The following is a 24,253-nucleotide window of genomic DNA, read 5'->3' as shown; positions in this document are numbered from 1 at the left end:
AAGGCGACGCGGTCTCCGGTACTATTTATTCCAGCGCCGCTGCCGGCCCGAAGAACTCATAGCGGCTTTGCTTCTCCGGGACACCCAGTGCCTTGAGATGGCGCTTGATGGACGCCATGAAACCTTTCGGCCCCAGGAAGTAAACATCCAGGTCACGCTGCTCCGGCAGCCATGCATTCAACTGCTGCTGGCTCAACAAACCGACCTTGTGCGCCGCCGGGCTCACGCCATCGTCCTCGGAATAGCAGTAGAAGCGCTTGAGTTGCGGGTGACGCTCGGCCAGGCCATCGATCCAGTCGCGGAAGGCATGCACGCTGCCGTTGCGCGCGCAGTGGATGAAATGCACCGGCCGCTGAGTCTCCAGCGCCGCTTCGAGCATCGCCAGGGTCGGGGTGATGCCAACGCCGCCGCTGATCAGTACCAATGGTTTGTCGCTGGCGGTCAGGGTGAACTCGCCCGATGGCGGGAACAACTGGATGCTGTCGCCGACATGCATCTGGTCATGCAGGTAGTTGGAGGCGCGACCACCGGCTTCACGCTTGACGCTGATGCGGTACTGGCCTTTGTTCGCCAGCGCCGACAGCGAGTAGTTACGACGGATCTCTTCACCGTCGAGGATCAGTTTCATGCCGATGTACTGGCCGGGTTCTGCCGCGAGGATCGGACCTTTGTCCGCGGGTTCAAAGTAGAACGAAGTGATCTCGGCGCTTTCCTGGACCTTGTCCACCACGATGAATTCCCGCGCCCCGCGCCAGCCGCCGTGGGCCTGTTCTTTTTGGTCGTAAACGCTGGCTTCGGCACCGATCAGGATGTCCGCCAGTTGGCCGTAGGCCGCGCCCCAGGCCGCGATCACTTCAGGGGTGGCGATCTCTTCGCCCAGTACTTCGGCGATGGCCCGCAGCAGGCAGCTGCCGACAATCGGATAGTGTTCAGGCAGGATCTGCAGGGCCACGTGCTTGTTGATGATCTTGGCCACCAGGTCGCCCAACTGGTCGAGCTGATCGATATGACGCGCATACATCAATACGCCGTTGGCCAAGGCACGCGGCTGGTCACCGCTGGCCTGGTGGGCCTGGTTGAACAGCGGGCGAACTTCCGGGTATTCGGAGAGCATCATGCGGTAGAAGTGCGTGATCAGCGCCTCACCACCGCTTTCGAGCAGCGGCACGGTGGATTTGACGATGGCACGGTCTTGAGCGCTCAGCATAAGGTGACTCCTGGTCTTCTTGGGTTGCTAACGGATTACCCTATGCGTATCAGCTTTCGTGCCAACTATTTAATCGTTTAAAATCAATGAGTTAATAACTTAATAGTCATTTCGACACTGCCTGCTTTATAGTCATACCGACTACACGGAGTCACTATGACTGCAAAACCACTGCTCACCGCTTTGCTGCCCCTGGTCTCCGACCTGTCCCGCGAGCTGCCCGAGGGCGAGCGTTATCGCCGCCTGCTGGAAGCCATGCGCGCCTTGCTCCCGTGCGATGCCGCCGCCCTGCTGCGCCTTGATGGTGAATGGCTGGTGCCACTGGCCGTCGACGGCTTGAGTACCGACACCCTCGGTCGGCGTTTCAAGGTCAGTGAGCACCCGCGTTTCGCAGCGCTGCTCGGCAGCCCCGGCCCGACCCGTTTCGCTGCCGACAGCGACTTGCCTGATCCTTATGACGGCCTGGTCGATGGCCTGGATGATCATCTGGAAGTCCACGACTGCATGGGTTGCCCCTTGTTCATCGACGAGCGCCCATGGGGTCTGTTGACCCTCGACGCCCTCGATCCGGAGCGTTTCGAACCGATCGAACTGGATGCCCTGCAAGCCTTCGCCAGCCTCGCGGCCGCCACGGTCAACGCCGCCGAGCGCATCGAGCGATTGAACAACCGGGTCGAAGATGAGCATCAGCGCGCCGAGGTCTACCGCCAGGCCAGCGGCCAGCAGAATCGCGAGTTGATTGGCCAGAGCAAGGCCCACAAGCGTCTGGTCGAAGAAATCAGCCTGGTCGGCGGCAGCGACCTGACCGTGCTGATCACCGGCGAAACCGGGGTCGGCAAGGAGTTGGTGGCCCAGGCCATCCATGCTGCCTCGCCCCGCGCCGACAAGCCGATCATCAGCCTCAACTGCGCCGCATTGCCCGATACCTTGGTGGAAAGCGAGTTGTTCGGCCATGTCCGCGGCGCTTTCACCGGGGCGATGAACGACCGTCGTGGCAAGTTCGAACTGGCCAATGGCGGCACGCTGTTTCTCGATGAAGTCGGTGAGTTGTCGCTGACCGTGCAGGCCAAGCTGTTGCGCGTGTTGCAGAGCGGTCAATTGCAGCGACTGGGTTCGGACCAGGAGCATCAGGTCGACGTGCGCCTGATCGCGGCGACCAACCGCGACCTCGCCGAGGAAGTGCGCAGCGGTCGTTACCGTGCCGACTTCTACCATCGCCTCAGCGTTTATCCGCTGCTGGTGCCGGCCCTGCGCGATCGCGGGCGCGATGTGCTGCTGCTCAGTGGTTACTTCCTCGAGCAGAACCGCTCGCGCATGGGCCTCAACAGCCTGCGCCTGAACAGTGACGCCCAGACCGCGCTTTTGGCCTACGACTGGCCCGGCAATGTGCGCGAGCTTGAACATTTGATCGGTCGCAGCGCCTTGAAAGCCTTGGGCAATTGCAAGGAACGGCCGAAGATTCTCAGCCTGAGCGCCGCCGACCTGGACTTGCCCAACGCCAGCGTTGAAACCGCTGCAGAGCAACCTGTCGCCACCGTCACCCAAGCGCCGACCGGCGATTTGCGTGAGGCCACCGAGCGTTATCAGCGTCAAATGATCGGTGCCTGCCTGGAACGGCACAACAACAACTGGGCAAGCGCGGCCCGTGAGCTAGGCTTGGATCGGGCGAACCTGGGGCGAATGGCCAAAAGGCTCGGCATGAAGTGATGGCCCCTTCGCGAGCAGGCTCGCTCCCACAAAGGTAGTGACAATCCCTGTGGGAGCGAGCTTGCTCGCGATGGCGTCTTACTGTTCGCCGCAATAGTTAAAGCCTGCTGCAAACAAGTCGATAACCCGGCATCGAAGTCATGGCAATCCCGGGATTGCCCGTCACCTTTTTCCAGAGAAGGTTCATATGTCCTCCACCAAAGCCCGCGCAGACTCACTTTCGCTTCTGCTGTTTACCCTGCGCAGCGGCAAGCTGATGGCGATCAACCTGCTCAAGGTCAGTGAGATCATTCCCTGCCCGCCGCTGACCCGGCTGCCGGAGTCACACCCCCATGTCAAAGGCATCGCCACCCTGCGCGGCGCATCGCTGTCGGTGATCGACCTCAGCCGCGCCATTGGCGAGCGCCCGCTGGAAGACCCGAACGGCGGCTGCCTGATCGTCACCGATGTCAGCCGCTCCAAGCAGGGCCTGCACGTGCAGGCCGTGAGCAAGATTGTTCATTGCCGGACCACCGACATCCGCCCGCCGCCCTTCGGCTCCGGTGGTTTGCGCGCCTACATCACCGGCGTGACCTCGGTCGATGGCACCCTGGTGCAGGTACTGGACATCGAAAAGGTCATCCACGGCATCGCCCCGGCACAAATCGAAATGGCGCCGACCGAACTGAGCATGGAAGACGCCGAACTGCTCGGCAACGCGCGCATCCTGGTGGTCGACGACAGCCAGGTCGCCCTGCAGCAATCAGTGCACACCTTGCGTAACCTTGGCCTGCAATGCCATACCGCCCGCAGCGCCAAGGAAGCCATTGACTGCCTGCTGGACCTGCAAGGCACCGCGCAGCAGATCAACCTGATCGTCTCGGACATCGAAATGTCCGAGATGGACGGCTACGCCTTAACCCGCACCCTGCGGGAAACGCCGGACTTCGCGCATCTTTATGTATTGCTGCACACGTCGCTGGACAGTGCGATGAACGCCGAGAAAGCACGACTGGCGGGGGCGAACGCGGTGCTGACCAAGTTCTCTTCGCCGGAATTGACCCAGTGCCTGATCACTGCGGCCAAGGCTGTCGCCGAACAGGGATATTGAGCCTTGGCCGAGGATTTTTGCTGGCTGATGCGGCGCGACCTCACTGAAGTCGTGCCGTCACCCGATTGGCCAGCTGGCCTGCAACTGAGCGAATACCATCCCGAAATCGGCGCAGCCGTGCACCGGTTGATGGAGTTCGGTTACCTCGAAGGTGGCGGTCGCGTGGCAGCGCTGGACATGTGGCAATGGCAGTTCGAAAGCGACCCGGAATATGACCCGGCGCTGTGCTTTATCGCCCGGGATGCCGAAGGCATTGTTGGCGTGTGCCAGTGCTGGACCAGCGCCTACATCAAGAACCTGGTGGTGCATCCACGGTTTCAGGGCCGAGGATTGGGACGTGCCTTGTTGTTGCAGGCGTTCAAGGTGTTCCAGCAACGGCGCGAAGGATATGTGGATTTGAAGGTGCTGGAAGACAACCACCGGGCGCGGCGATTGTATGAAAGTGTCGGGATGCGTGCCGTTCGCCGGGAGCCGGTTCCGGACTGATACGCCGCAGTCGCGAGCGGGCTCGGTCCCACAGGGTTGTGTGTCATGCACAGAATTTGTGGTCGTACTCGGTCAGCGTGGGAGCGGGCTTGCCCGCGAAGAGGCCGGCAAAACCGCCTCAAAACCTTCAGGCATACTCCATCCTTGGCCATTGTACATCCAAGGACGCCTGAACCATGAAAGCAGCCACCCTGACTTTTCTCTGCCTCACCGCCCTCACCTCTCAGGCCTGCGCCTCCAGCCCCGACGCCTGGGCCGCCTACGACAAGGCCGTACTCGCCAGTTGCACCAAGGCCAGCGGCCTGAAAGACGCCAAACCCGTGGGCAACGCCGCGCAGTTCGATGACCGGGTTGGCTATACCGCGCTCCTGCTCCAGGGCCAGTACCCGCAAAAGCACATGAAAGGCGCACAAGGCGCCGAGCTGTGCCTCTACAACAAAAAGAGCAAAACCGCGTACGTCACCGAATGGGACTCCATCCGCCCGGCCGCCAAGGTCAATTGAGTGGCTCACATTTCGTTGCGGGCAGTTTGATCAATAACTTGTGCTACCAGCATTGGCCTGCTCGCGAAGACGGCAGGCCAGGCACTGGAAATTTCAGCGTTTACCCATCGACCGACGAGTCCCCGGCGGCGCCATGCCCGGCGTCTTGGTGTGGCCGTTCTTGGCGCCGTTCTTGTACCACGGCTGGTTCGAGCCTTTGGCTGCCGCCAGTTCGCCCGGCTTGAACGGGAACTTGAATGCCGGGATCCCGGCTTTGGCTTCGCTGTCGCTGCTGGAGTCGACGCTGTCTGGCAGCTCTGCCTGCACGTCGCTCTGGGCGTCGGCGACCGGCGGTTGTTTCGGGGAAGTCATGAAAGCTCCGGGTGATGCATGAAATGTCGGGCCCGGTGAGCGAGCCGCATGCCACAGTATAAGGAGTGCGGCAGTATACCGGAACGGCAGCGACAAGCTTCAAGCGGCAAGCTTCAAGTTAAAAACGATGGGGGCGACTTTTAAACTTGCAGCTTGCCGCTTGAAACTTGTAGCTTGCTAAGCATTCTTCACCGCCCGACGAGCCCGCCTCTCATGAAAAAGACTGTCCTGGCCTTCAGCCGCGTCACCCCGGTAATGGTCGAACGCCTGCAACAGGATTTCGACGTCATCGTGCCGAATCCGAAAAACGGCGACATCAACGCCCAGTTCAACGAAGCCCTGCCCCACGCCCACGGCCTGATCGGCGTTGGGCGCAAACTCGGCCGCGCCCAACTGGAAAACGCCGCCAGGCTGGAAGTGGTGTCCAGCGTCTCGGTGGGCTACGACAACTATGACCTGGCCTACTTCAACGAACGCGGAATCATGCTGACCAACACGCCGGACGTGCTCACCGAAAGCACCGCCGACCTGGCGTTCGCGCTGTTGATGAGCAGCGCACGCCGCGTCGCCGAACTGGATGCCTGGACCAAAGCCGGGCAATGGCAGGCCACTGTCGGTGCGCAGCTGTTCGGTTGCGATGTGCATGGCAAGACCCTGGGGATCGTCGGCATGGGCAATATCGGTGCGGCCATCGCCCGACGTGGTCGCCTGGGGTTCAACATGCCGGTCATCTACAGCGGCAACAGTCGCAAGACCGGGCTGGAACAGGAACTCGGCGCGCAGTTTCGCAGCCTCGATCAGTTGCTGGCCGAAGCTGATTTCGTCTGCCTAGTGGTGCCGCTCAGCGAGAAAACCAGGCACTTGATCAGCCATCGCGAACTGGCGCTGATGAAGCCGAGCGCGATACTGGTGAACATCGCTCGTGGCCCGGTGGTGGATGAACCGGCGCTGATCGAAGCGCTGCAAAACAAGCGCATTCGTGGTGCCGGGCTGGACGTGTACGAAAAAGAACCACTGGCCGAGTCACCGCTGTTCCAGCTGAACAACGCCGTAACCTTGCCGCACATCGGCTCGGCCACCCATGAGACCCGCGATGCCATGGCCAACCGTGCCTTGGCCAACTTGCGCAGTGCCCTGTTGGGCGAGCGGCCACAGGATCTGGTCAATCCGCAGGTGTGGAAAGCCTGATTAAACAATGGCACGTCATAATCGGCGTGCCACTTTATATAAAGCCTGGAAAACATCCCCTTTTAAACAACTTACCACCCAACCCATACAACAAGCGACACAACTCGCAAAGCACTCCTCCCCCCAACACCATCTAAACATCTATAAACTCCGAAAAACAATAACGCATCAATCGTACATTCGGAGATCATCCTGCATGAGCTATTTCACCACTGCCTGCCTGGTAAGGCGGAGCAAATTAATAGTTGTCTTCATGGCGGCACTATTCGGTATAACGACCCTTCTCAACAATATTACCGACTACGCTGCATACGCTGAGTATATCGGGCGAATCATCAGCATGAGCGACACCACCGGCAATGACTCCCGCCAATACCGCGCCATCAGCTCAACCCTGTTTCACCACCGATTTTACTGGGCACTGATCACACTCGAGACCATATTCACATGCAGCTGCATAGTTGGAGTCTATCAACTCTACCGTAAACTCAACGCACCACTCAGCGAGTTCCACGAAGCCAAAAAATTCGCAATAAGCGGCTTTATTACAGCCATTTTTGCGTATCAGACCTTCTACATCATCATACTAAACGAATGGTTTGACTTAGAGTACTCCAAACAGGCCAACGCCTTTGAATGGGCACAAACTCACATTGAATACATGTTCTTCGGCATTATTTATCTGTTGGCGGCAAAGGATTCCTGAATAGTTTCAGGCCAGCTTGCCCGCCACCGGACTGGCACTTGCCTTGGGCTTGCGAAACACCAGCACATTACCCAACATGACCATCACCAGCCCCGCCATTGCCGGAGCGGTCCACTGGTAACCCTCGGCGAACGCCGAGACATTTAGCGCCACCACAGGGAACAGCACAGTGCAGTAGGCAGCACGTTCCGGCCCCATGCGGCCGACCAGCGTCAGGTAGGCGGTGAAACCGATCACCGACCCGGGAATCACCAGATACAACAGTGAGCCGATATAACGCGCGCTCATTTCCAGGTCGAAGGGAATGCCTTTGACCAGACACCACACCGAGAGCATCGCCGCCCCGTAGGCCATGCCCCAGGCATTGGTGGTCAGCGGCTTGAGACCAGCCTTCTGTTGCAGGCTTGAGAGCATGTTGCCCGCCGAGAAACACAAGGTGCCGCACAGGGCCAGACCAAGGCCGAGCAAGGTTTCCGGGCTGGCGGTATGCCCGGCCAGTTCCGGCCAGAACAGCAGGCCCAGCCCAAGCAGGCCCAGCGCACCGCCCATCAGCACGTTGCGGGCGATTCTCTGACCGAAGAACACCCGCGCGTTGAGGGCATTCCACAAGGTAGCGGTGGAAAACACGACGGCCACCAGACCGCTGGGGATCCACTGGCTCGCGGTAAGGAAGCACATGAAGTTGACGCAGAACAGACACAGGCCCTGAGCCAGGCAAATCAGGTGCCCGCGACGGTTCATCACTTGCAGGCGCCGACTGAGCAACAGAATCACGAACAGCACCAGCGCGGCGAGGCCGAAGCGATAGACGATCGACACGGGAATCGCCACCACGCCCAGCTGCCATTTCAAGGCAATCCAGGTGGTGCCCCAGATCAGCACGGTCAGCAGGTACAAAGAAAGGTTCATGACAAAGGCTCCTCGATAGGTGCCCAGTGTCCGGCGCCACGCCTGGACGCACTTGCATAAACTTGCGCTTTTGTCTGGCGACAGGCTGGCAGGCGCACGTCTACGGAGTAGGATGCAGGGCGTTGGATGCAGGTGTTAGAGAGCAACGATCATGGCTGCACTGGATACCCTACAAGTCTTTCAAGCCCTCAACCGCTCGCCGAATGCTCGTCTGGAGCACAGCGCCGAGCTGGGTGACGGCTTGTCTGCAGCCTTGTGGAGCAATCACCACGACGCCCGGGAATACGAAGCGCCCAGCCACCACACGTTGTCCTGCTACATAGCCGGCGGCACCGGCACCTTCCGTCGCGATCAGCCCGGCAACAAGGGCGCCCCGGACAAACTGTGCATCCTGCCGGCCGACCACCAGTCAGGCTGGGTGATCAACGGCGACATTCGCCTGGCGCACCTGTATTTCAGCCCCGAACAATTTGCCCTCGGCTGCGTCACCCTGCTTGATCGCGAGCCACGGGAAATGCAGCTGCGCGAGCAGACCTTTCTCGATGACCCGCAGCAGGCGCTGCGCTTTCGGCAATTGATCAGCTTGAACTGGGACGAACCGGGCGAGCGCCTGCTGACCAGCAGTCTGGCCCACGAACTGCTCAGCCATGCCCTGCTCAGCCAGGTCAACGCCCGACAAGGCCTGCGCCTTAAAGGTGGATTGGCCGCGCATCAGCGTCGGCATCTGGTGGAGTACATCAACAGCCATCTGGACGAGGCCATCAGCCTCGGTCAGTTGGCTGCGTTGTGCGCGTTGTCGGAGTACCACTTCGCGCGGATGTTCCGCGAAAGCTTCGGCTTGCCACCCCACCAGTACCTGCTGGCGCGGCGCATGAACCGGGCGCGGGAATTGCTGCGCACGACGGCGCAGCCACTGGGGGAGATTGCGCTGGCTTGCGGTTTCTCCAGTGCCAGCCACTTCACCAATCGCTTTCGCCAGTCACTTGGCGGGACGCCCGGTGAGTATCGGCAGGCGTTTTTGCGCTAGAGCATCGCGCCCCCTGTAGGAGCTGCCGCAGGCTGCGATCTTTTAACTCGCTACTGCAAGATCAAAAGATCGCAGCCTTCGGCAGCTCCTACATTAAAACTCCAAGGTGCTCGACAACGTCACCTGCCGCGAATCTCCCATGGAAACAAAGAACCGGCTCGCCGCCGAGGTGTAGTAGGTGCGGTCGAACAGGTTCTTCACGTTGAGCTGGAACTTGACCCTCTGCCCGTCGAGCTGGGTGTCGTAGGTGGCGAACGCATCGACCACGGTGTAGCTCGGCAGGTCGAAATCGTTCACCGCGTTGCCCGCGCGCTCCCCCACATAACGCGCCCCGGCGCCGACCCGCAGTTGATCAGCGCCAATGACGCTGCCGAAGTCATAGACCGCCGACAACGAACCGCTGTTCTTCGCCACGTTTTGCAGTTGATTACCCTTGTAAACCGGGTCTTCGGTGACTTCGGCATCGGTGTAGGCGTAACTGCCGATCATGCTCCAGCGATCGGTGAGCTGACCGCTCAAGTCCACTTCCAGGCCACGGGAGCGCACTTCGCCAGCAGCGCTGTAGATCGTGGTCGGGCCTTCGGCGTTGGCCACCAGCACATTGCGCTTCTTGATGTCGAACAGCGCGATGTTGCCGGTGACGCGACCCGGCAGATCAAGCTTGGCCCCCAACTCCCAGGACTTGGCTTCTTCCGGCGCGATGCCGCCGTCAAGCACCGTACTGCTGCCGCTCAACGGCGCGATGGTCGAGTTGGGTTTGAACGATTCGGTGTAGCTGCCGTAGAACGACAAGGCATCGGTGTACTTGTACACAAGGCCCGCGCGCGGCACCCATTGCTGCCCGTTGCTGTCGGTGTTGGCGTGGAACGGCACGCCTTTGCCGGCGTACTGGTCATAAACCTGGATACGCGCGCCGGCCACCAGAATCCATTGCTCGTTGAGGTGGATGGAATCCTGCAGGAAGGCCGAATCGCTGCGCAGTTCATCGGTCTGCGCGCTGTCGGGCGCACTGACGGTGGTGCCCGCCACTTCCCGACCATAGACCGGATTGACATAACTGAACGTGGTCAGGCTTTTCTGGCGGATCAGGTCTTCGCGGTAGATCTTGCGGTACTCGTCATCGATGCCGAACAGCAGGTCGTGCTGCATGCCGAGCACATTCACATTGCCTTCGAGGCTGGCGGTGGTGAATCGGTCGGTGCTGATCGCGTTCTGCGTGCCGTCCATGTTGCGGGTCAGGGTGCCCTTTTTTGTGTCGATGGCAGTCACTCGCACCTGGCTGGCGTCGTAGGTTTCGCGGTTCCAGCTATAGCCGAAATGGGCTTTCCAGTTGTCGTTGAGTTCGTGATCGGCCTCGAAGTGATAGAGGTCAGAACGCCCTTCCATGTTGTTGAACGGCTCGTCGAGACGCTCGTTGCGCGAGATGTCCAGCGGGTGGTTGGTCCGCGGGTCGATCAGCGTACCGCGGTCGAACGGCGTGAGGAATTCGCGGTGCTCATAGGCGAACAGCAGCTGGGTGCTTTCGCCGTACCAGGCCAGCGACGGCGCAATCAGGCTTTCGCGATGCACGCCGAAGTTGCGCCAGTAATCTTCGTCTTCGTAGTCCAGCACCATGCGGTAGGCCAGCCCGGAATTGCCGAGGGCGCCGGTGCTGTCGAGAGTGCCGCCGCTGCCGTTCTTGCCGTCGTCATAGCTCGAACCGCGCGCAGTCAGCGCGTTGTACTGCTCAAGTTCGGGCTTCTTGCTGACCATGTTGACCACGCCGCCCGGATCCTGGATGCCGTAGAGCAACGAGGCCGGGCCCTTGAGCACTTCGACCCGGTCCACACTGGCGTTGAGGCCGCGCCCTTGCACGATCGGCATGCCGTCGCGCATGATCGAGCCGTTACGGTTGTCCCCAAAACCGCGAACCATCACCGAGTCCTGGGTGCTGCCCAGGGTGTTGGCCTGGGTGATTCCGCTGACGTTGGCCAGGGCGTCATCGAGATAGCGCGGTGCCTGATCGCGGATCACCTGGGCCGGGACGACATTGATGGTCTGCGGGATGTCCTGAATCGGGGCCGAAGAGCGCATCACCGAAGAGGTCGGTGGCGGCTGGTAGCTCATGGACTCATCCATCACCGAGGTGATAGTGGTCGCGCCCAGTGTCAACGCACCTTCAGTCGGCTGCGGTTCCAGCGCCATGGTATGGCCGTCGGTGCGGCGGAACGTCAATCCCGAACCGGTGAGCAGACGTTGCAGGGCCTGTTCGGCACTCATCTGTCCATTGACCGCCGGCGCATTGAGGCCGTACGGCGCTTCATCGGTATAAACGACGCTGATGCCGGTTACCCGACTGAAATCACTCAGGGCCTGGGGCAGCGGTTTGGCGGCCAGCGAGAAACTGAACTGCGCACGCGGCTGACTGCTGCCCGTCTCTGCGGCCAGCGCCAGGCCAAGCGGCAACAACGCCGATGCCGAAAAGCTCAACGCAGACACACCCAACCATTGTTTGACCGAACCCGATTTTGCCCTGGACTTCATGACTCATGACCTGTGTAGAACCGCAACGGATGCGAATGACTCGCAGTTTCAGTCACTACACGGATGGCGATCGGGTTTACCTCACAACGATTTGAAAATATTTTTTATTCAGGGTGACGTGGTGTTTGAACTGGCCCCTTCGCGGGCAAGCCCGCTTCCACAGGGTTGTGTGTTGCCCTAATCGTGTGACCGACTCAGTACCTGTGGGAGCGGGCTTGCCCGCGAAGGGGCCGCCAGCTTCAACGCAAAATAATCAGATGCCCCAACACCTGATGCTGCTCAAACCCCAACACCCCCTGCAACGAACTCAACACCGCCTGCGGGTCCCTGCTCGGGAAGCTGCCACTGACCCGGCGTGCCGCCAGTTCATCGTTGAGCAACACAATCCGCCCGGGGTAATAGCGCCCCAGATCCCGCACCACATCGGCCAGCGTCGCCTTGTAATAATTGAGCCAGCCCTGGCGCCATGCCAACTGCGCTTCGCTGTCCACCGCGTGGAGTATTTGTGCCGAGCCTTCGCCGTAGGCGACTTGCTGGCCGGCGGTGAGGATTTGCTGTTCGGCATCCTGGTCCGCCGTCACCCCGACTCGCCCGGACAGCACCGTGACCTGCGCCCCCCGAGGTTGCAAACGGACTTCGAACTGCGTGCCCAGCACCCGTGCCTGGCCTTTCTCGGCGTCCACCACAAACGACTCACCGCTGTGAGTAACGTTGAAAAACCCGGCGCCGCGACGCAGTTGCACATGCCGCTCGCCGCGACTGAAATCCACGGCGATGGCACTGTCGGCATCCAGTGTCACCTGCGACTGATCGGCCAGGGTGACGGTGCGGATTTCCCCCGGTGCCGAGACGAAGTCCGCGCCCAGGTCATCGATCCAGCGCGAGGGCTGCCAGCCTGTACCGAGACTGACCATCAACAGCATACACGCCGCCATCGCCAGCACACCGGACCAACGCCCGACCGTGCTGCGCCGAGACTTGTCCATGGCGTTGAGATACCTATGCAAGGCCAGGGCTTCTTCATCGGCGAGCATGCGCGCCGGTCCTTCGCTCAGCTCCCACAAGACCTGCGCCCGGGCATAGGCCTCGGCATGGGCGGGATCGGCCTGCAACCAATGACTGAAAGTCGCCTGATCAGCACTGCCGGGCTGGTCATGCAACAGACTCAGCCAGGCCAGCGCTTGCTGTTCCTGAGCGGGCGTCGGGATGACGCGTTCGAAGTGGTTCACGGTGCTTTCCCTGGCGTACGCGGTTCGGGGTCCCGAAGGCTGGCCTTGCAGGCTTCGAGGGCGCGCATCATATGTTTTTCAACGGCACTTTGGGACAAGCCCATGGCCTTGGCGATCTCGGCGTATTTACGGCCGTGAATGCGATTGAGCAAAAAGATCTGCCGCGTGCGCTGCGGTAACGCGCGCAATGCGGCTTCGACGTGACGCAGATCGTTGCCCGCCTCCAGCGCCGCTTGCGGTCCGCTGCCATGGCTGTCCGGTGATTCCACCAGCATGCCTTCGCTGGCCCGCACCCGCGTGCCTTCACTGCGCAAATGATCGATGGCGATGTTGCCGGCGCAGCGCAACAGGTAGGTACTGAGTTCCTCGACTTGCACCAGCGGCCGCCGCCAGAACCGCAGGAACAAGTCCTGAACCAGGTCCGCTGCCGTCGCCTTGCAACCGACACGCCGACTCACCAGCGCTTCCATTTGCGAACGCTGGGAGAGAAACACCTGGAGAAAATGTGCACGGTCGCCGCGCTGTTGATCACGCTCGATATCGTGGGGGTCGGGTGGGAGAGTCATCATCGTTCATGTTTCGACCTGAAAACCGGGGAGGCCACGACAGCCTCAGGGGCCCGGCAAGGCCGCAATATTAATGATAAATATTCTCATATGCAAAAAGATCGGATGAAGCCCTCTATCTCACCCGTTGGTTCACCACAGCCCATGCCAATGACCATGGAATCCAAAAGCCACCGAAACGAGAACGGGCCTGCAGTGCAGGCCCGTTCTCATGGGAAGGTAAAAAGTGAATCAGGTGTCAGCCGTTAAGCGCTGCCTGTTCGTTTTCCAGAAACTCTTCTTCCAGCAGCTGGTCAGCATGGGCGCCACTCTCGATGGGCACCACATTTGCTCGTTTGCCGCGTAATTTGCCGAACATATGCTCCAGCGCATGTTCAAGTTTGGTGGCTGCTCCGTCGATCGCCTGCTCCATGGTGGAGGCTTTATGGGTGACGGAAACCGGTTGATGGCCTTTTGGCCGCGCCTCCAGCTGGCAGCGCATGTCGTGGGGACCCGGCTTGTCGCCGTTCTCGTCCCGCAGGTGAACCTCGACGCGTGTCAGGTCCTCTTCGTAGCGTTCGAGCGTGCTCTCAATGGTCGTACGTACCCACTCCTCCAGTCGTTTACTGCCTTGAATATGGTTATCGCTATTGACTTGGATTTGCATAGTTCATCCCTTATTTCAGCTAGCTCGCGAGAGGCCGGTCAGCTAAGCCCTTGGGCGTCATCACCGTGACCTCTTGGTTACACAATCGGTCTGTACGCTGAACAATTCAACCCCCTGAAAAAGATAAATGTTCAATCGCAAAAAAAGCCGGACAACCGGTAAAAGCGCTGTTAAGGTCGGGAGTTGGGTCGACCTGCTCTTGCGTAATAATTGCTCACATTTGCTGCTCCCCCAACGGATGCAGGCTGCGAAAAGCCTCCGCCTCCTCCACCAACCAATCGTGCACCGCGCGCACACCCGGATGGCTCAATGCCCCCGGTGCGTAAAGCAGCATGTAGCGCTTGTGATTGGGCACCGCCAGGCCAAACGGCACGATCAACGCCCCGCGTTCCAGCTCATCGTTGAGCAACGTTCGTCGGGCAATCGCCACGCCCATCCCGGCAATGGCCGCTTCGATGGTCAGGTGATTGCGATTGAAGGTATGCCCGCGCCGCACATCCGCCCCTTCGAAGCCGATGGCGTTGAGATAAAACTCCCATTCCGCATATTCATAGCTGCCGCGCCAGGCGGTGATGTCGTGCAACAACGGAAAGTGCATCAGGTCTGCCGGACCGTGCAGCGGCGGACGACCCCGCAACAGGCTCGGCGCACACACTGGGAAAATCTGTTCATCGAGCAAGGCTGTGGATAACAGCCCCGGGTAGCTGCCGTCGTTCAGGTCGATCGCCAGGTCGAAGTCACCTTCATGCAACGGCACGCTGCTGTCCTCGGCCACCAGGCGCAACTGAATGTCCGGGAACCGCTGCTGCAAACGCGGCAGGCGCGGCGTCAGCCATTTGCTCAGGAAGGACGGAATCGAACGCACCCGCAGAATCCCGCTGATCATGCCCGCATCCAGTCGCCGCAATTCCGCGTCGATACTGCCAAAAGCCTCGTTGACGGTAATGGCCAGCCGCTGGCCCTCCGCGCTCAGCTCCACGCCACGGGCGCGGCGGTGAAACAGGCGAAAGCCCAGGCGCTCTTCCAACTGGCGGATCTGCTGGCTGACCGCTCCCGGTGTGATGTGCAGTTCTTCGGCGCAGCGGGTGAACGACAGGTGCCGCGCGGCACAGGCAAACACGTTCAGCCAGACATAGGTCTGGGCATGTAATTGACGGCTCATCGTTTAGTCCTGCTAAAGGATGTCTTAGGAAATTTCATTGGTCACGTAGGACCTTGGCAGGCAGTATCGCCGACATAGCGCTTGTCCTACAAAAATGGCGGCGATTCCTCTTCCATTGCTTGTGCAGGCTTTAGCATGGCTATCAGTGTTTTCGATCTCTTCAAAGTTGGCATCGGCCCGTCCAGTTCCCATACCGTCGGTCCGATGCGCGCCGCCGCGACCTTCGCTCAACAACTGGTCGAACTGGGTTTTCTGACGGACGTGCGACGCGTGGAGATTCGCCTTTACGGCTCTCTGTCGGCGACCGGCGTCGGTCACGCGACGGACCGCGCCTGCGTCATGGGCTTGATGGGCGAATGGCCCGACAGCATCGATCCCACCACCATCGACCGCCGCATTCACACCCTGCGCGAAACCGGCAAATTGTGTCTGGCAGGCGTTGCGGACATTGCCTTCGACTGGCAACACGATCTCCTGCTGCTTGACGAAAGCCTGCCCTACCACCCCAATGCCATGTCCATGACGGCTTTCGGTGAAACCGGCGAGCTGTTCGAGCAAACCTATTACTCGGTGGGTGGCGGTTTCATCATCGAAGCCGCCGAAGCCGAGTCCGGGATCGCACCGGCCGGCGATGTGGTGCTGCCTTACGATTTCTCCAGCGCCGCCGAACTGCTCAAGCTGTGTAACGAGCACGGGCTGCGGGTCAGTGAGCTGATGATGGCCAACGAACGGGCGTGGCGTGGTGATACCGAGATCCGCCAGGGCCTGTTGCATATCTGGTCGGTGATGCGCGAATGCGTCGAGCAAGGCTTGCGTCACGAAGGCATACTGCCCGGCGGTCTGAATGTTCCACGCCGAGCGGCGAAACTGCATCGCAGCCTGCAGGAAATCGGCAAGCCGAATGTCATCACCTCCACCTTGTCAGCAATGGAATGGGTCAACCTGTACGCCCTTGCCGTGAACGAAGAAAACGCGGCAGGCGGGCGCATGGTCACGGCGCCGACCAACGGCGCAGCGGGAATCATTCCGGCGGTGCTGCATTACTACATGAAGTTCAATGCCGATGCGTCTGACGACGACGTGGTCGCGTTCTTCCTGGGTGCAGCCGCCGTTGGCATCCTGTGCAAGAAAAACGCATCGATCTCCGGGGCCGAAGTCGGCTGCCAGGGCGAAGTCGGCTCTGCCTGCGCCATGGCCGCCGCGGGCCTGGCAGAGGTGCTGGGGGCCAGCCCGGAACAGTTGGAAAACGCCGCCGAAATCGGCCTGGAACACAACCTCGGCCTCACCTGCGACCCGGTTGGCGGTCTGGTGCAAGTGCCGTGCATCGAACGCAACGCAATCGCCGCCGTGAAAGCCATCAACGCCACGCAAATGGCCCTGCGCGGTGATGGCAAGCACTTCATTTCCCTGGACCGGGTGATCCGCACCATGCGCGACACCGGAGCCGACATGCACGACAAGTACAAAGAGACGTCACGGGGCGGACTGGCGGTGAACTGGGTGGAGTGCTGATCACTTTGGAGGCACGTCGAGGTTTATTGCCCTGAAACGTGCAGAAAACGCGGCCCCTGTAGGAGCGAGCCTGCTCGCGAAAAACCCTCAGGCGCCGCAAACCATCTGGTTTGACGCATTATCGTTCACGCCCATCGCGAGCAAGCTCGCTCCTACAGAACTTGTTTTTTGTCCGACAATTTTTCCGGCATGGGCCTTGCTACTTCCCTGTTGGAACAATGATGGCGAGATGGCCGATGGTCTGGCGTTGCGAACCAACCCGATCACGGCCGGTCAACAACTGCACGTTCAATCAGGCGGTGACGCATCATGGACAACCCTTTCCAGCTCATTACCGATGCCTTTGCAGCGGATTACCAGATCAACCTGAGCATTCAGGGCCTGGACGGCAGCATCATGCTGACCCTTTCCAACAGTGGGCGCGTAGTGGCCAAACGCATGATCAGCGCCGAACAACGCAATGACCCCCAACGCCTCAAGCGACTGGTTCAAAGCATTCAATTCGGCATTGCCATCGAACAGGGCCACAGCGCCGTGGCCATCCTCGAAGCCATGACCACCGACAGCGCACGGACCTTGCCGCCCCCTCCCGTCAAAGGGCGGCTGCGCCCCACGCTCGGGCTCTAGATTTCGTCCTTCTCGACCTCTGGATGTTCACTGGAACCCGCGCCGATCTTGCGATGCGGATTTTCAATCTTCACCGAGGGAAATTGCGACGAAGCGTAACGCACCACCAGAATCGCAAACGCCAACAGCAGGATCCCGCCGCACAGGTAAATGATCCCCAGGTCCGGCGGGTTGTGGTGCGAAACGTTGGAAATCAGCAGTCGCGTCAGCGCGGTAATCGCCACGTAGATCAGGAAGCGCACGGGCATGTGGTTGGTCTTGAAGTAAATCCCGACCATCGCCCCCAGTTCCAGATAGATGAACAGCAGCAGGATGTCATCGATCTTGATGTGCCCCTCTTCGATCATCCCGAGAAATTCCATCACCGCCGCCCACGCGGTCACCGCGCCGATGGCGAACAGCGCCAGGTAATGAAAGGTCTCGACGAACAGATTGCCCAGGGACTCGGCCAGTTCATGCACGCTCTGCCGCAGTTTCTCGGCCCAGTTGATTTTCACGATGATGCTTCCTTAGGTCGGTTCGACCGGATGATGCGGGTTGGACGTGACGGTTTTTCTGCATGCAGAAAAAAGGCCAGCCCATGATGGCGAGGCGTTCTGGATTGCGCGCCGTGGCGTTTGGTCGCACCTGTGCAGGACCTCGCCTGACAAATACCGAAACCGGTCTACATTAAAAAGCCACTACCCAAACGACAGGGTTTCGCTTATCCTTTCGCTGTATATAGATACAGTAGTCGAAACCGACAACCAATGTGAAGGCATGTGAGGTGGTGAATGGCCGTCGAAGTGGTATACCGCAGCAGCCGAGATCTGGAGCGCTTGTTCATGGATAAAGCCGAAGCTGACCGTCATGACAAAATGCTCGAACTGGCCGAATTGCTGGCTGAAGTGTTGCAAAAAGCCGTTCCGTCCCTGACCGAGCAGCAAGTGGAAGAAGCCGGGATCTACATGGCGAAGAATCGCGATGTGTTCGCCAAGGCGTTCAAGAGCCAGCCGGACGCCCTGTCCGAACTGCTTGCGGCACCTGTTGAAGTCGTGGAACCGGTTGTAGCGCCTGAGGTGGTTGAAGCCGCTGAGCCGATCACCTCGGCCAAGCCTGCCAAGGCTGCGAAAACAGCAAAATAAGCGACTCCCGAATTGAATAGGCCCTGAGTCCGATGGAGTCAGGGCCTTTTTCATGTCCTAAGATCAAAAGATCGCAGCCTTCGGCAGCTCCTACACGGGATAACGTTCAACTTGTAGGAGCTGCCGAAGACTGCGATCTTTTGATCTTTTTATCGATACAGCACCTTTTCCGCCAACTCGTCCGCCACCCGGGCCGGCGAACGTTTTTCCGCCTGGGCGTGGGCAAACACCTCGGTCAGGCGCGAGCTGATTTTCGACAGGTGTGCGGTGATGGTCGACAGTTCTTCACCACGGTGCTTGAGCGACACATAGATCAGACCGCCGGCGTTGATCACGTAGTCCGGCGCATACAGGATGCCGCGACGTTCCAGTTGGTCGGCGACATCCAGATGCGTCAGCTGATTGTTCGCCGAACCGGCCACTGCCGAGCAGCGCAGTTGCGTCACGCTGTGGCTGTTCAGCACCCCACCCAAACCGCATGGCGCAAGAATATCGCAAGGTGTGCTGAGCAGTGCGTCGTTGGCGATGGGGTGGGCCCCGAGTTGCTCCATCGCCAGTTGCACCTTGCCGTGATCGATATCGCTGACCAGTAGTTCGGCACCGGCGGCGTGCAACTGTTCTGCCAGGGCATAACCGACGTTGCCCAGGCCCTGAATGGCGACGCGCAGACCTTCGAGGTTGTCGCTGCCCAGTCGTGCCATCGCAGTGGCGCGAATGCCGGTGAATACGCCCATCGCCGCGTGCGGCGCGGGGTCACCCGCCGAGGTGGTGCTGGTGACATGTTGGGTCTGTTGGGCGATGCAATCCATGTCCGCCACTGAGGTACCGCTGTCGATGGCCGTGATGTAGCGCCCGTCCAGCTGATTGATACAGCGCCCGAAGGCTTCGAACAGCGCGGCGCGGTTGGCCACATGAACGGGGCGAATGATCACCGCCACGCCGCCGCCCTGGGCCAGGCCGGCCAGTGCCGCCTTGTAACTCATGCCTTGGGCAAGGCGCACCGCATCCTCGACCGCAGACTCGTCGCTGGGATAGGCAAGATAACGACATCCACCCAGGGCAGGCCCTAGTCGGCTGTTATGAATGGCAATGACCGCCTTTAACCCGGTGACCGGGTCAACGCTCAGATGCAGCGATTCAAGGCGAGTACTTTGCATGAGAGCGAACATCGTAAGGCTCCCGAATCACTTCTTGTAGACGCCAGTATAGGCTTGCGCCCGAAAATTGCAGAAGCGCACCGGAATAAGCACGGCTGCGATGCAGGCTTTCGGAAATAACCGGAATTCGCTCTTGCGCAGCACTGGACGAATGCCGGAGAGGGGACTAAAACGAGGCATTGCCCGGAGATTTTGATGACCCCGCGCCAATCGTTCTTCGCCTGTCTGCAACGTTCACCGCCCGCGCTGTTCGAGGCGGCGCTATGGATTGCGGTCGAGCATGACGGTGAAGTAAAGCCCCAGGCGGTACTGGCCCACTTCCAGGAGTTGCAGCAACGGGTCAGCGGTGGCTTGCCGATGCTGCCGGTCAGTGAACTGGCGCAACCGCTATTGCGGCGCATGAACGACCTGGGCTTCGCCCAGGACGACTTCACACCCTTGCGCCCGCAAGTGGCACTGCTCGACAAAGTGCTGGAGCGCCGACGAGGGCAACCCTTGACGCTGGGGTTGATTGCGCTGGAGTTGGCCAGGGGCCTGGAGATCCCCATGGTCGGGGTCAACTTTCCCGGGCATTTCCTGCTGCGGGTGCCGGGCTCCGATCATTTGCTCGATCCCTGCGGCGGCCGTCGCCTTTATCCGAACGATTGCCGAGAGTTGTTGCACCGCCAGTATGGCCCGGACATGAAGCTCAGCGCCGACCATCTGGTCACCGCCGAGCCGGTGCAGATGCTGCAACGGCTGTCGCGCAACCTGCGCCAGTTGTACCTCTCCCACGACGACTTCATCAATGCCCTGATCGACGCCGGGCGCGTCCTGGAACTGGGCAATGCCAGTAGCGCCGACTATCTGGCCCGGGCCAGCCTGTACCAACGGCTGGACTGCCCGAACGCCGAGCGTTTTGACCTGGAGCACGCACTGCTGCTCAGCGACGATCCCATCCAGCGGATTCGCCTCACGGACCGGCTGGGGCATTTACCGCCGAATGCCATCGTTCACTGATCAAAAATCATTGTGGGAGCGAGCCTGCTCGCGAAGAGGGAGTGTCAGTCAAATCAATATGACTGACACACCGCTATCGCGAGCAAGCTCGCTCCCACATTGGGTCTGTGTGAACCGTTATGGCGTATCTGGCTGATTCGCCGGATGCGCCTGGATGAACGCCGGGTGCGTCGCCGCCAATGCCGCCACTCGCCGGATGCGTGGATAAGCCTCAAGAGAAACATTGAAGCGCTCGGCCGCGTACAGCTGCGGAATCAAGTAGACGTCCGCCAGCCCCGGCTCGGGGCCGAAGCAGTAACCGTCATCACCAATCAACTGCTCTACCGTGGCCAACCCCTGGCCGACCCAGTGGCCGATCCACTCCACCACCTGCGGTTCGTCGTGGCCCGACTGGCGCAGCCGGTTGAGCACGCTGACGTTGTGCAGCGGGTGCACATCGCAGCCGATCACTGCCGCCACGCCACGCTCATGTGCGCGGGTGGCGAGGTCATTGGACAGCAGCGGCACCTGTGGATAACGTTCCTCCAGGTATTCGATGATCGCGGGAGACTGGATCAGCAACTCGCCTTCATCGGTACGCAAGGCCGGCACGCGGCCCTGTGGGTTGATGCCCAGATAAGGCGGCTGTCGATGCTCGCCGCCCTGGGGTGCGATCAGGTTGACGGGCAGGGATTGATAATCCAGGCCCTTGAGCGCCAACGCGATACGCACCCGGTACGACGACGTCGAACGGTAGTAAGTATAGAGTTCCATGCCCCGCTCCTCTCAGCGCGCCGGCAGCACTTTGCCGCGGCACTCACCGAAACCGATGGACGCGAAACCGTCGCGGCGGCAACGGCCGCGCAGGATGATTTCGTCACCGTCCTCAAGGAACTTGCGCACCTCGCCCGAGGCCAGTTCGATCGGCTTTTTACCGCCTTCGGTAATTTCCAGCAGGCTGCCGAACTGACCGTTCTCCGGCCCCGACAAGGTGCCCGAACCGAACAGGTCACCGGCCTGCAATTGGCAGCCGTTGACGCTGTGGTGCGCCACCATTTGCGCCACGGTCCAGTACATGTGCTGTGTGTTGCTCAGGGTCAGGCGATGGGCCGGCAGGTTCTGCTCGCGCATGGCCTCGGTGAGCAGCAGCACTTCCAGTTCGATGTCGAACCCGCCAGCGGCCTGATCGCGCTTGTCGAGCAGGTACGGCAGCGGCTGCGGATCGCCTTGCGGACGTGCAGGCTGGGCACGGCGGAATGGCTCCAGTGCTTCGGCGGTGACGACCCACGGCGAGATGCTGGTGATGAAGCTTTTCGACAGGAAAGGCCCCAAAGGCTGGTATTCCCAGGCCTGGATGTCCCGTGCCGACCAGTCGTTGAGCAGGCAGAAACCGGCGATGTGATCGGCAGCGTCGCCGATGGCAATCGAGTCGCCCATGTCGTTGCCCTGGCCGATCCAGATGCCCAGTTCCAGTTCGTAGTCCAGGCGCGCACAAGGGCCGAACGTCGGTTCGCTCTGACCGGCCGGCAACGTCTGGCCTTTCGGACGACGGACGTCGGTACCGGACGGGCGAATGGTCGACGCACGACCGTGGTAGCCGATTGGCACGTACTTGTAGTTCGGCAGCAACGGGTTGTCGGGACGGAACAATTTGCCGACGTTCTGCGCGTGCTCGATGCCGACGTAGAAGTCGGTGTAATCATTGATTTTTGCCGGCAGGTGCATCTCGCAATCCGCCGCCAGCGGCAGCAGTTTTGCGCCCTGGGCTTCGATCTTGCCGTGCAGGGTGCTGCCCTCGGCGAACAGTTCCAGCAAGCGCTCGCGCAACGCGACGCGAGCCTCACGTCCCAGCTCGAAGAAGGCATTCAACTGACCACCAAGGGTCGCTTCGACCGCGGCTTTCGCAGCGCCATCAAACAACCCGGCCTCAAGGGCCGCTTGCAGGTCAAAGATGTGTTCGCCGATGGCCACGCCACTGCGCGGTGCCGAGCCGTTGAGGCTGAACACGCCCAGCGGCAGGTTTTGCAGGGGGAAATCCGCATGGCCGTTGGCGGATGCAACCCAGCTGCGAGTGATGGAAGTCTGCGTCATGGGTTATCTCCGGGTCGGGTCGAAAGTGGCGGGCAGCGTAGCCCAGCAGGCATCGTAAGTGTTTTGCAGTTGCGGGCAATCGAGGGCGAAACGGCTCGGACGCAATACCTGGCTGGTTTCGAACATGAATGCCATGGTGTTGTCGATTTTCGCCGGTTTGAGGTCAGCGTTGATCGCTTTGGTGCAAGTCTCTCCGTCGGGACCATGGGCGCTCATGCAACTGTGCAAGGACGCACCGCCGGGCACAAAGCCTTCGGCCTTGGCGTCGTATTCGCCCTGGATCAACCCCATGAATTCGTTCATCAGGTTGCGGTGGAACCACGGCGGACGGAAGGTTTTCTCGGCCACCATCCAGCGCGGCGGGAAGATCACGAAGTCGAGGTTGGCCAGGCCATGAACGCTGGTCGGCGAGGTCAGGACGGTGAAGATCGACGGATCGGGGTGATCGAAACTGACGGTGCCGATGGTGTTGAAACGGCGCAAATCATATTTGTATGGCACGTTGTTACCGTGCCAGGCAACCACGTTGAGCGGCGAATGATTGAGCTCGCACGCCCACAGCTGGCCGAGGAATTTCTGTACCAGCGTGGTGGGTTGTTGCAGGTTCTCGTAGGCCGCCACCGGGGTCAGGAAGTCCCGCGGATTGGCCAGGCCATTGCTGCCAATCGGCCCCAGGTCCGGCAGACGCAACGGCGCGCCATGGTTTTCGGCGACATAACCACGGGCCTGCGGGTCGAGCAGTTCAATGCGGAATTTAAGACCGCGTGGCAGCACGGCAATTTCCAGCGGCTCCAGTTCAAGCACGCCCAGTTCGGTGGCAATGCGCAGGCGCCCCAGGTCAGGCACCAGCAACATCTCGCCGTCGGCGTTGAAGAACACGCGCTCCATGGAACGGTTCGCGCGGTAGTTGTAGATGCTGATACCGGCCGGTTTTTCCGCGCCCGAGTTGGCGGCCATGCTCACCAGGCCGTCGATGAAGTCGGTCGGCTCGGCGGGAATGTCCAGCGGGTTCCAGCGCAGGCGGTTGGGGGTCACCTCACCCAGCGGGCCGCCAGCCAGTTGCCGGTCCAGCTTGACGAATGCCGGGTGATTGGCCGACGGCTGAATGCGGTACATCCATGTCCGCCGTGCCTCGCTGCGCGGCATGGTGAACGCCGTGCCGGAGAACAGCTCGGTGTAGAGACCGTACGGGACTTTTTGCGGGGAGTTCTGGCCGACAGGCAGTGCGCCGGGCAAGGCTTCGCTGCTGAATTCGTTGCCGAAGCCTGACAGATAGGCCAGCGCTGGCATCGTTGAATCGGGGTTCATGGAGCCTCCTGAACAGGGAGTCGGCAGTGGCCGCTCACTCTGTTGCAGAGGTCGAGGCACGCCTGGGTTATTTTTATCGTAATTTGATTACGCATAACGTAATTTGATTGGTATTGACCGTCAAGCTATAAAGACGCCCATTCGTCCCGGGATCCC

The 24,253-nt window shown here is 60.5% G+C and carries 23 protein-coding genes and 1 pseudogene; 11 read left to right on the top strand and 13 right to left on the bottom strand.

Annotated features, from left to right (window positions below):
• Nucleotides 1-25 precede the first annotated feature (25 nt).
• Nucleotides 26-1,207, bottom strand: a complete 1,182-nt coding sequence (hmpA, locus tag ACXX83_RS01230) for an NO-inducible flavohemoprotein (protein ID WP_126049370.1) — start codon at nucleotides 1,205-1,207, stop codon at nucleotides 26-28.
• A 156-nt stretch (nucleotides 1,208-1,363) separates the two neighbouring features.
• Here hmpA and norR point away from each other — a divergent pair, with 156 nt between their 5' ends.
• The 4 genes from norR to ACXX83_RS01210 all read left to right on the top strand — a co-directional run bounded on the left by norR (nucleotide 1,364) and on the right by ACXX83_RS01210 (nucleotide 4,993).
• Nucleotides 1,364-2,914, top strand: a complete 1,551-nt coding sequence (gene norR, locus ACXX83_RS01225; protein WP_217837231.1) for a nitric oxide reductase transcriptional regulator NorR — start codon at nucleotides 1,364-1,366, stop codon at nucleotides 2,912-2,914.
• A 187-nt stretch (nucleotides 2,915-3,101) separates the two neighbouring features.
• Nucleotides 3,102-4,004, top strand: coding sequence for a chemotaxis protein CheV (locus ACXX83_RS01220; RefSeq protein WP_458547375.1), 903 nt, complete (start codon nucleotides 3,102-3,104; stop codon nucleotides 4,002-4,004).
• A gap of 27 nt (nucleotides 4,005-4,031) precedes the next feature.
• Nucleotides 4,032-4,490, top strand: coding sequence for a GNAT family N-acetyltransferase (locus tag ACXX83_RS01215; protein ID WP_193601746.1), 459 nt, complete (start codon nucleotides 4,032-4,034; stop codon nucleotides 4,488-4,490).
• A 176-nt stretch (nucleotides 4,491-4,666) separates the two neighbouring features.
• Nucleotides 4,667-4,993 (top strand): hypothetical protein, encoded by a 327-nt coding sequence (locus ACXX83_RS01210; protein WP_458547374.1) that lies wholly within the window; start codon nucleotides 4,667-4,669, stop codon nucleotides 4,991-4,993.
• 93 nt (nucleotides 4,994-5,086) lie between these two features.
• On the opposite strand, the gene ACXX83_RS01205 is transcribed toward ACXX83_RS01210, so the two are convergent.
• Nucleotides 5,087-5,344 carry a hypothetical protein gene (locus tag ACXX83_RS01205; RefSeq protein ID WP_458547373.1) on the bottom strand — a complete coding sequence of 86 codons (258 nt, stop codon included), beginning with the start codon at nucleotides 5,342-5,344 and terminating at the stop codon, nucleotides 5,087-5,089.
• A 213-nt stretch (nucleotides 5,345-5,557) separates the two neighbouring features.
• Between ACXX83_RS01205 and ACXX83_RS01200 the strand changes: the two genes are divergently transcribed.
• Nucleotides 5,558-6,532: a 2-hydroxyacid dehydrogenase gene (locus tag ACXX83_RS01200; protein ID WP_458547372.1), complete on the top strand. Its 975-nt coding sequence runs from the start codon at nucleotides 5,558-5,560 to the stop codon at nucleotides 6,530-6,532.
• A gap of 196 nt (nucleotides 6,533-6,728) precedes the next feature.
• Nucleotides 6,729-7,238, top strand: a complete 510-nt coding sequence (locus ACXX83_RS01195) for a DUF2165 family protein (protein ID WP_217837228.1) — start codon at nucleotides 6,729-6,731, stop codon at nucleotides 7,236-7,238.
• 6 nt (nucleotides 7,239-7,244) lie between these two features.
• On the opposite strand, the gene ACXX83_RS01190 is transcribed toward ACXX83_RS01195, so the two are convergent.
• Nucleotides 7,245-8,147, bottom strand: coding sequence for a DMT family transporter (locus ACXX83_RS01190; RefSeq protein ID WP_095965844.1), 903 nt, complete (start codon nucleotides 8,145-8,147; stop codon nucleotides 7,245-7,247).
• A 151-nt stretch (nucleotides 8,148-8,298) separates the two neighbouring features.
• Here ACXX83_RS01190 and ACXX83_RS01185 point away from each other — a divergent pair, with 151 nt between their 5' ends.
• Nucleotides 8,299-9,174, top strand: a complete 876-nt coding sequence (locus tag ACXX83_RS01185) for an AraC family transcriptional regulator (protein WP_217837227.1) — start codon at nucleotides 8,299-8,301, stop codon at nucleotides 9,172-9,174.
• 93 nt (nucleotides 9,175-9,267) lie between these two features.
• Here the strand turns inward: ACXX83_RS01185 and ACXX83_RS01180 are convergent, their stop codons facing one another.
• The 5 genes from ACXX83_RS01180 to ACXX83_RS01160 form a co-directional block, all read right to left on the bottom strand.
• Complete coding sequence (locus ACXX83_RS01180) at nucleotides 9,268-11,697, bottom strand: TonB-dependent siderophore receptor (protein ID WP_458547371.1); 2,430 nt, start codon at nucleotides 11,695-11,697, stop codon at nucleotides 9,268-9,270.
• Nucleotides 11,698-11,936: 239 nt separating this feature from the next.
• Nucleotides 11,937-12,926, bottom strand: coding sequence for a FecR family protein (locus tag ACXX83_RS01175; RefSeq protein ID WP_458547370.1), 990 nt, complete (start codon nucleotides 12,924-12,926; stop codon nucleotides 11,937-11,939).
• Entirely contained in the window at nucleotides 12,923-13,495 is a 573-nt protein-coding gene (locus ACXX83_RS01170; RefSeq protein ID WP_041474778.1) for an RNA polymerase sigma factor, read from the bottom strand. Before ACXX83_RS01170 ends, ACXX83_RS01175 begins: the two co-directional genes overlap by 4 nt.
• Nucleotides 13,496-13,730: 235 nt before the next feature.
• Nucleotides 13,731-14,138, bottom strand: a complete 408-nt coding sequence (locus ACXX83_RS01165) for an HPF/RaiA family ribosome-associated protein (RefSeq protein ID WP_007970346.1) — start codon at nucleotides 14,136-14,138, stop codon at nucleotides 13,731-13,733.
• A 214-nt stretch (nucleotides 14,139-14,352) separates the two neighbouring features.
• The gene (locus tag ACXX83_RS01160; protein WP_217837224.1) at nucleotides 14,353-15,300 is read right to left on the bottom strand and encodes a LysR substrate-binding domain-containing protein; all 948 of its coding nucleotides are present in this window, start codon (nucleotides 15,298-15,300) and stop codon (nucleotides 14,353-14,355) included.
• Nucleotides 15,301-15,435: 135 nt separating this feature from the next.
• Here ACXX83_RS01160 and ACXX83_RS01155 point away from each other — a divergent pair, with 135 nt between their 5' ends.
• A complete protein-coding gene (locus ACXX83_RS01155) occupies nucleotides 15,436-16,812 on the top strand; it encodes an L-serine ammonia-lyase (protein ID WP_458547369.1) in 1,377 nt (458 codons plus the stop codon).
• A gap of 309 nt (nucleotides 16,813-17,121) precedes the next feature.
• Nucleotides 17,122-17,439, top strand: a complete 318-nt coding sequence (locus tag ACXX83_RS01150) for a DUF3509 domain-containing protein (RefSeq protein WP_126049345.1) — start codon at nucleotides 17,122-17,124, stop codon at nucleotides 17,437-17,439.
• Here ACXX83_RS01150 and ACXX83_RS01145 read toward each other — a convergent pair.
• Nucleotides 17,436-17,936 carry a phosphate-starvation-inducible protein PsiE gene (locus ACXX83_RS01145; RefSeq protein ID WP_458547368.1) on the bottom strand — a complete coding sequence of 167 codons (501 nt, stop codon included), beginning with the start codon at nucleotides 17,934-17,936 and terminating at the stop codon, nucleotides 17,436-17,438. The two genes, ACXX83_RS01150 and ACXX83_RS01145, sit on opposite strands and share 4 nt — an antisense overlap.
• Before the next feature lie 276 nt (nucleotides 17,937-18,212).
• Between ACXX83_RS01145 and ACXX83_RS01140 the strand changes: the two are divergent.
• Nucleotides 18,213-18,452, top strand: a pseudogene (locus ACXX83_RS01140) (YebG family protein); the annotation flags it as partial.
• Between the two features lie 260 nt (nucleotides 18,453-18,712).
• Here ACXX83_RS01140 and ACXX83_RS01135 read toward each other — a convergent pair.
• The gene (locus ACXX83_RS01135; RefSeq protein ID WP_007970336.1) at nucleotides 18,713-19,732 is read right to left on the bottom strand and encodes a Glu/Leu/Phe/Val dehydrogenase family protein; all 1,020 of its coding nucleotides are present in this window, start codon (nucleotides 19,730-19,732) and stop codon (nucleotides 18,713-18,715) included.
• Nucleotides 19,733-19,915: 183 nt separating this feature from the next.
• Here ACXX83_RS01135 and ACXX83_RS01130 point away from each other — a divergent pair, with 183 nt between their 5' ends.
• Nucleotides 19,916-20,719 (top strand): SirB1 family protein, encoded by an 804-nt coding sequence (locus tag ACXX83_RS01130; protein WP_126049341.1) that lies wholly within the window; start codon nucleotides 19,916-19,918, stop codon nucleotides 20,717-20,719.
• Between the two features lie 117 nt (nucleotides 20,720-20,836).
• Here the strand turns inward: ACXX83_RS01130 and maiA are convergent, their stop codons facing one another.
• From maiA to hmgA, 3 genes are read right to left on the bottom strand one after another with little or no spacing between them, the layout of a single operon-like run.
• Nucleotides 20,837-21,472, bottom strand: coding sequence for a maleylacetoacetate isomerase (maiA, locus tag ACXX83_RS01125; RefSeq protein WP_407802207.1), 636 nt, complete (start codon nucleotides 21,470-21,472; stop codon nucleotides 20,837-20,839).
• Nucleotides 21,473-21,484: 12 nt separating this feature from the next.
• On the bottom strand, nucleotides 21,485-22,789 hold the full coding sequence (fahA, locus tag ACXX83_RS01120) for a fumarylacetoacetase (protein WP_015093535.1): 1,305 nt from the start codon (nucleotides 22,787-22,789) through the stop codon (nucleotides 21,485-21,487).
• 3 nt (nucleotides 22,790-22,792) lie between these two features.
• The gene (hmgA, locus tag ACXX83_RS01115; RefSeq protein WP_458547367.1) at nucleotides 22,793-24,097 is read right to left on the bottom strand and encodes a homogentisate 1,2-dioxygenase; all 1,305 of its coding nucleotides are present in this window, start codon (nucleotides 24,095-24,097) and stop codon (nucleotides 22,793-22,795) included.
• Nucleotides 24,098-24,253 lie beyond the last annotated feature (156 nt).

Source organism: Pseudomonas sp. GNP012 (assembly GCF_054343835.1).
This window is presented reverse-complemented; position numbering and strand designations above follow the sequence as displayed.

Excerpts from the sequence above, each read along its gene's own strand:
- ACXX83_RS01170 (WP_041474778.1), bottom strand. The coding sequence starts at position 13,495 with ATGATGACTCTCCCACCCGACCCCCACGATATCGAGCGTGATCAACAG.
- ACXX83_RS01215 (WP_193601746.1), top strand. The coding sequence starts at position 4,032 with ATGCGGCGCGACCTCACTGAAGTCGTGCCGTCACCCGATTGGCCAGCT.
- maiA (WP_407802207.1), bottom strand. The coding sequence starts at position 21,472 with ATGGAACTCTATACTTACTACCGTTCGACGTCGTCGTACCGGGTGCGT.
- fahA (WP_015093535.1), bottom strand. The coding sequence starts at position 22,789 with ATGACGCAGACTTCCATCACTCGCAGCTGGGTTGCATCCGCCAACGGC.
- ACXX83_RS01165 (WP_007970346.1), bottom strand. The coding sequence starts at position 14,138 with ATGCAAATCCAAGTCAATAGCGATAACCATATTCAAGGCAGTAAACGA.
- hmgA (WP_458547367.1), bottom strand. The coding sequence starts at position 24,097 with ATGAACCCCGATTCAACGATGCCAGCGCTGGCCTATCTGTCAGGCTTC.
- ACXX83_RS01210 (WP_458547374.1), top strand. The coding sequence starts at position 4,667 with ATGAAAGCAGCCACCCTGACTTTTCTCTGCCTCACCGCCCTCACCTCT.
- ACXX83_RS01205 (WP_458547373.1), bottom strand. The coding sequence starts at position 5,344 with ATGACTTCCCCGAAACAACCGCCGGTCGCCGACGCCCAGAGCGACGTG.
- norR (WP_217837231.1), top strand. The coding sequence starts at position 1,364 with ATGACTGCAAAACCACTGCTCACCGCTTTGCTGCCCCTGGTCTCCGAC.
- ACXX83_RS01200 (WP_458547372.1), top strand. The coding sequence starts at position 5,558 with ATGAAAAAGACTGTCCTGGCCTTCAGCCGCGTCACCCCGGTAATGGTC.
- ACXX83_RS01155 (WP_458547369.1), top strand. The coding sequence starts at position 15,436 with ATGGCTATCAGTGTTTTCGATCTCTTCAAAGTTGGCATCGGCCCGTCC.
- ACXX83_RS01195 (WP_217837228.1), top strand. The coding sequence starts at position 6,729 with ATGAGCTATTTCACCACTGCCTGCCTGGTAAGGCGGAGCAAATTAATA.
- ACXX83_RS01160 (WP_217837224.1), bottom strand. The coding sequence starts at position 15,300 with ATGAGCCGTCAATTACATGCCCAGACCTATGTCTGGCTGAACGTGTTT.
- ACXX83_RS01150 (WP_126049345.1), top strand. The coding sequence starts at position 17,122 with ATGGACAACCCTTTCCAGCTCATTACCGATGCCTTTGCAGCGGATTAC.
- ACXX83_RS01135 (WP_007970336.1), bottom strand. The coding sequence starts at position 19,732 with ATGTTCGCTCTCATGCAAAGTACTCGCCTTGAATCGCTGCATCTGAGC.
- hmpA (WP_126049370.1), bottom strand. The coding sequence starts at position 1,207 with ATGCTGAGCGCTCAAGACCGTGCCATCGTCAAATCCACCGTGCCGCTG.
- ACXX83_RS01220 (WP_458547375.1), top strand. The coding sequence starts at position 3,102 with ATGTCCTCCACCAAAGCCCGCGCAGACTCACTTTCGCTTCTGCTGTTT.
- ACXX83_RS01130 (WP_126049341.1), top strand. The coding sequence starts at position 19,916 with ATGACCCCGCGCCAATCGTTCTTCGCCTGTCTGCAACGTTCACCGCCC.
- ACXX83_RS01185 (WP_217837227.1), top strand. The coding sequence starts at position 8,299 with ATGGCTGCACTGGATACCCTACAAGTCTTTCAAGCCCTCAACCGCTCG.
- ACXX83_RS01180 (WP_458547371.1), bottom strand. The coding sequence starts at position 11,697 with ATGAAGTCCAGGGCAAAATCGGGTTCGGTCAAACAATGGTTGGGTGTG.
- ACXX83_RS01190 (WP_095965844.1), bottom strand. The coding sequence starts at position 8,147 with ATGAACCTTTCTTTGTACCTGCTGACCGTGCTGATCTGGGGCACCACC.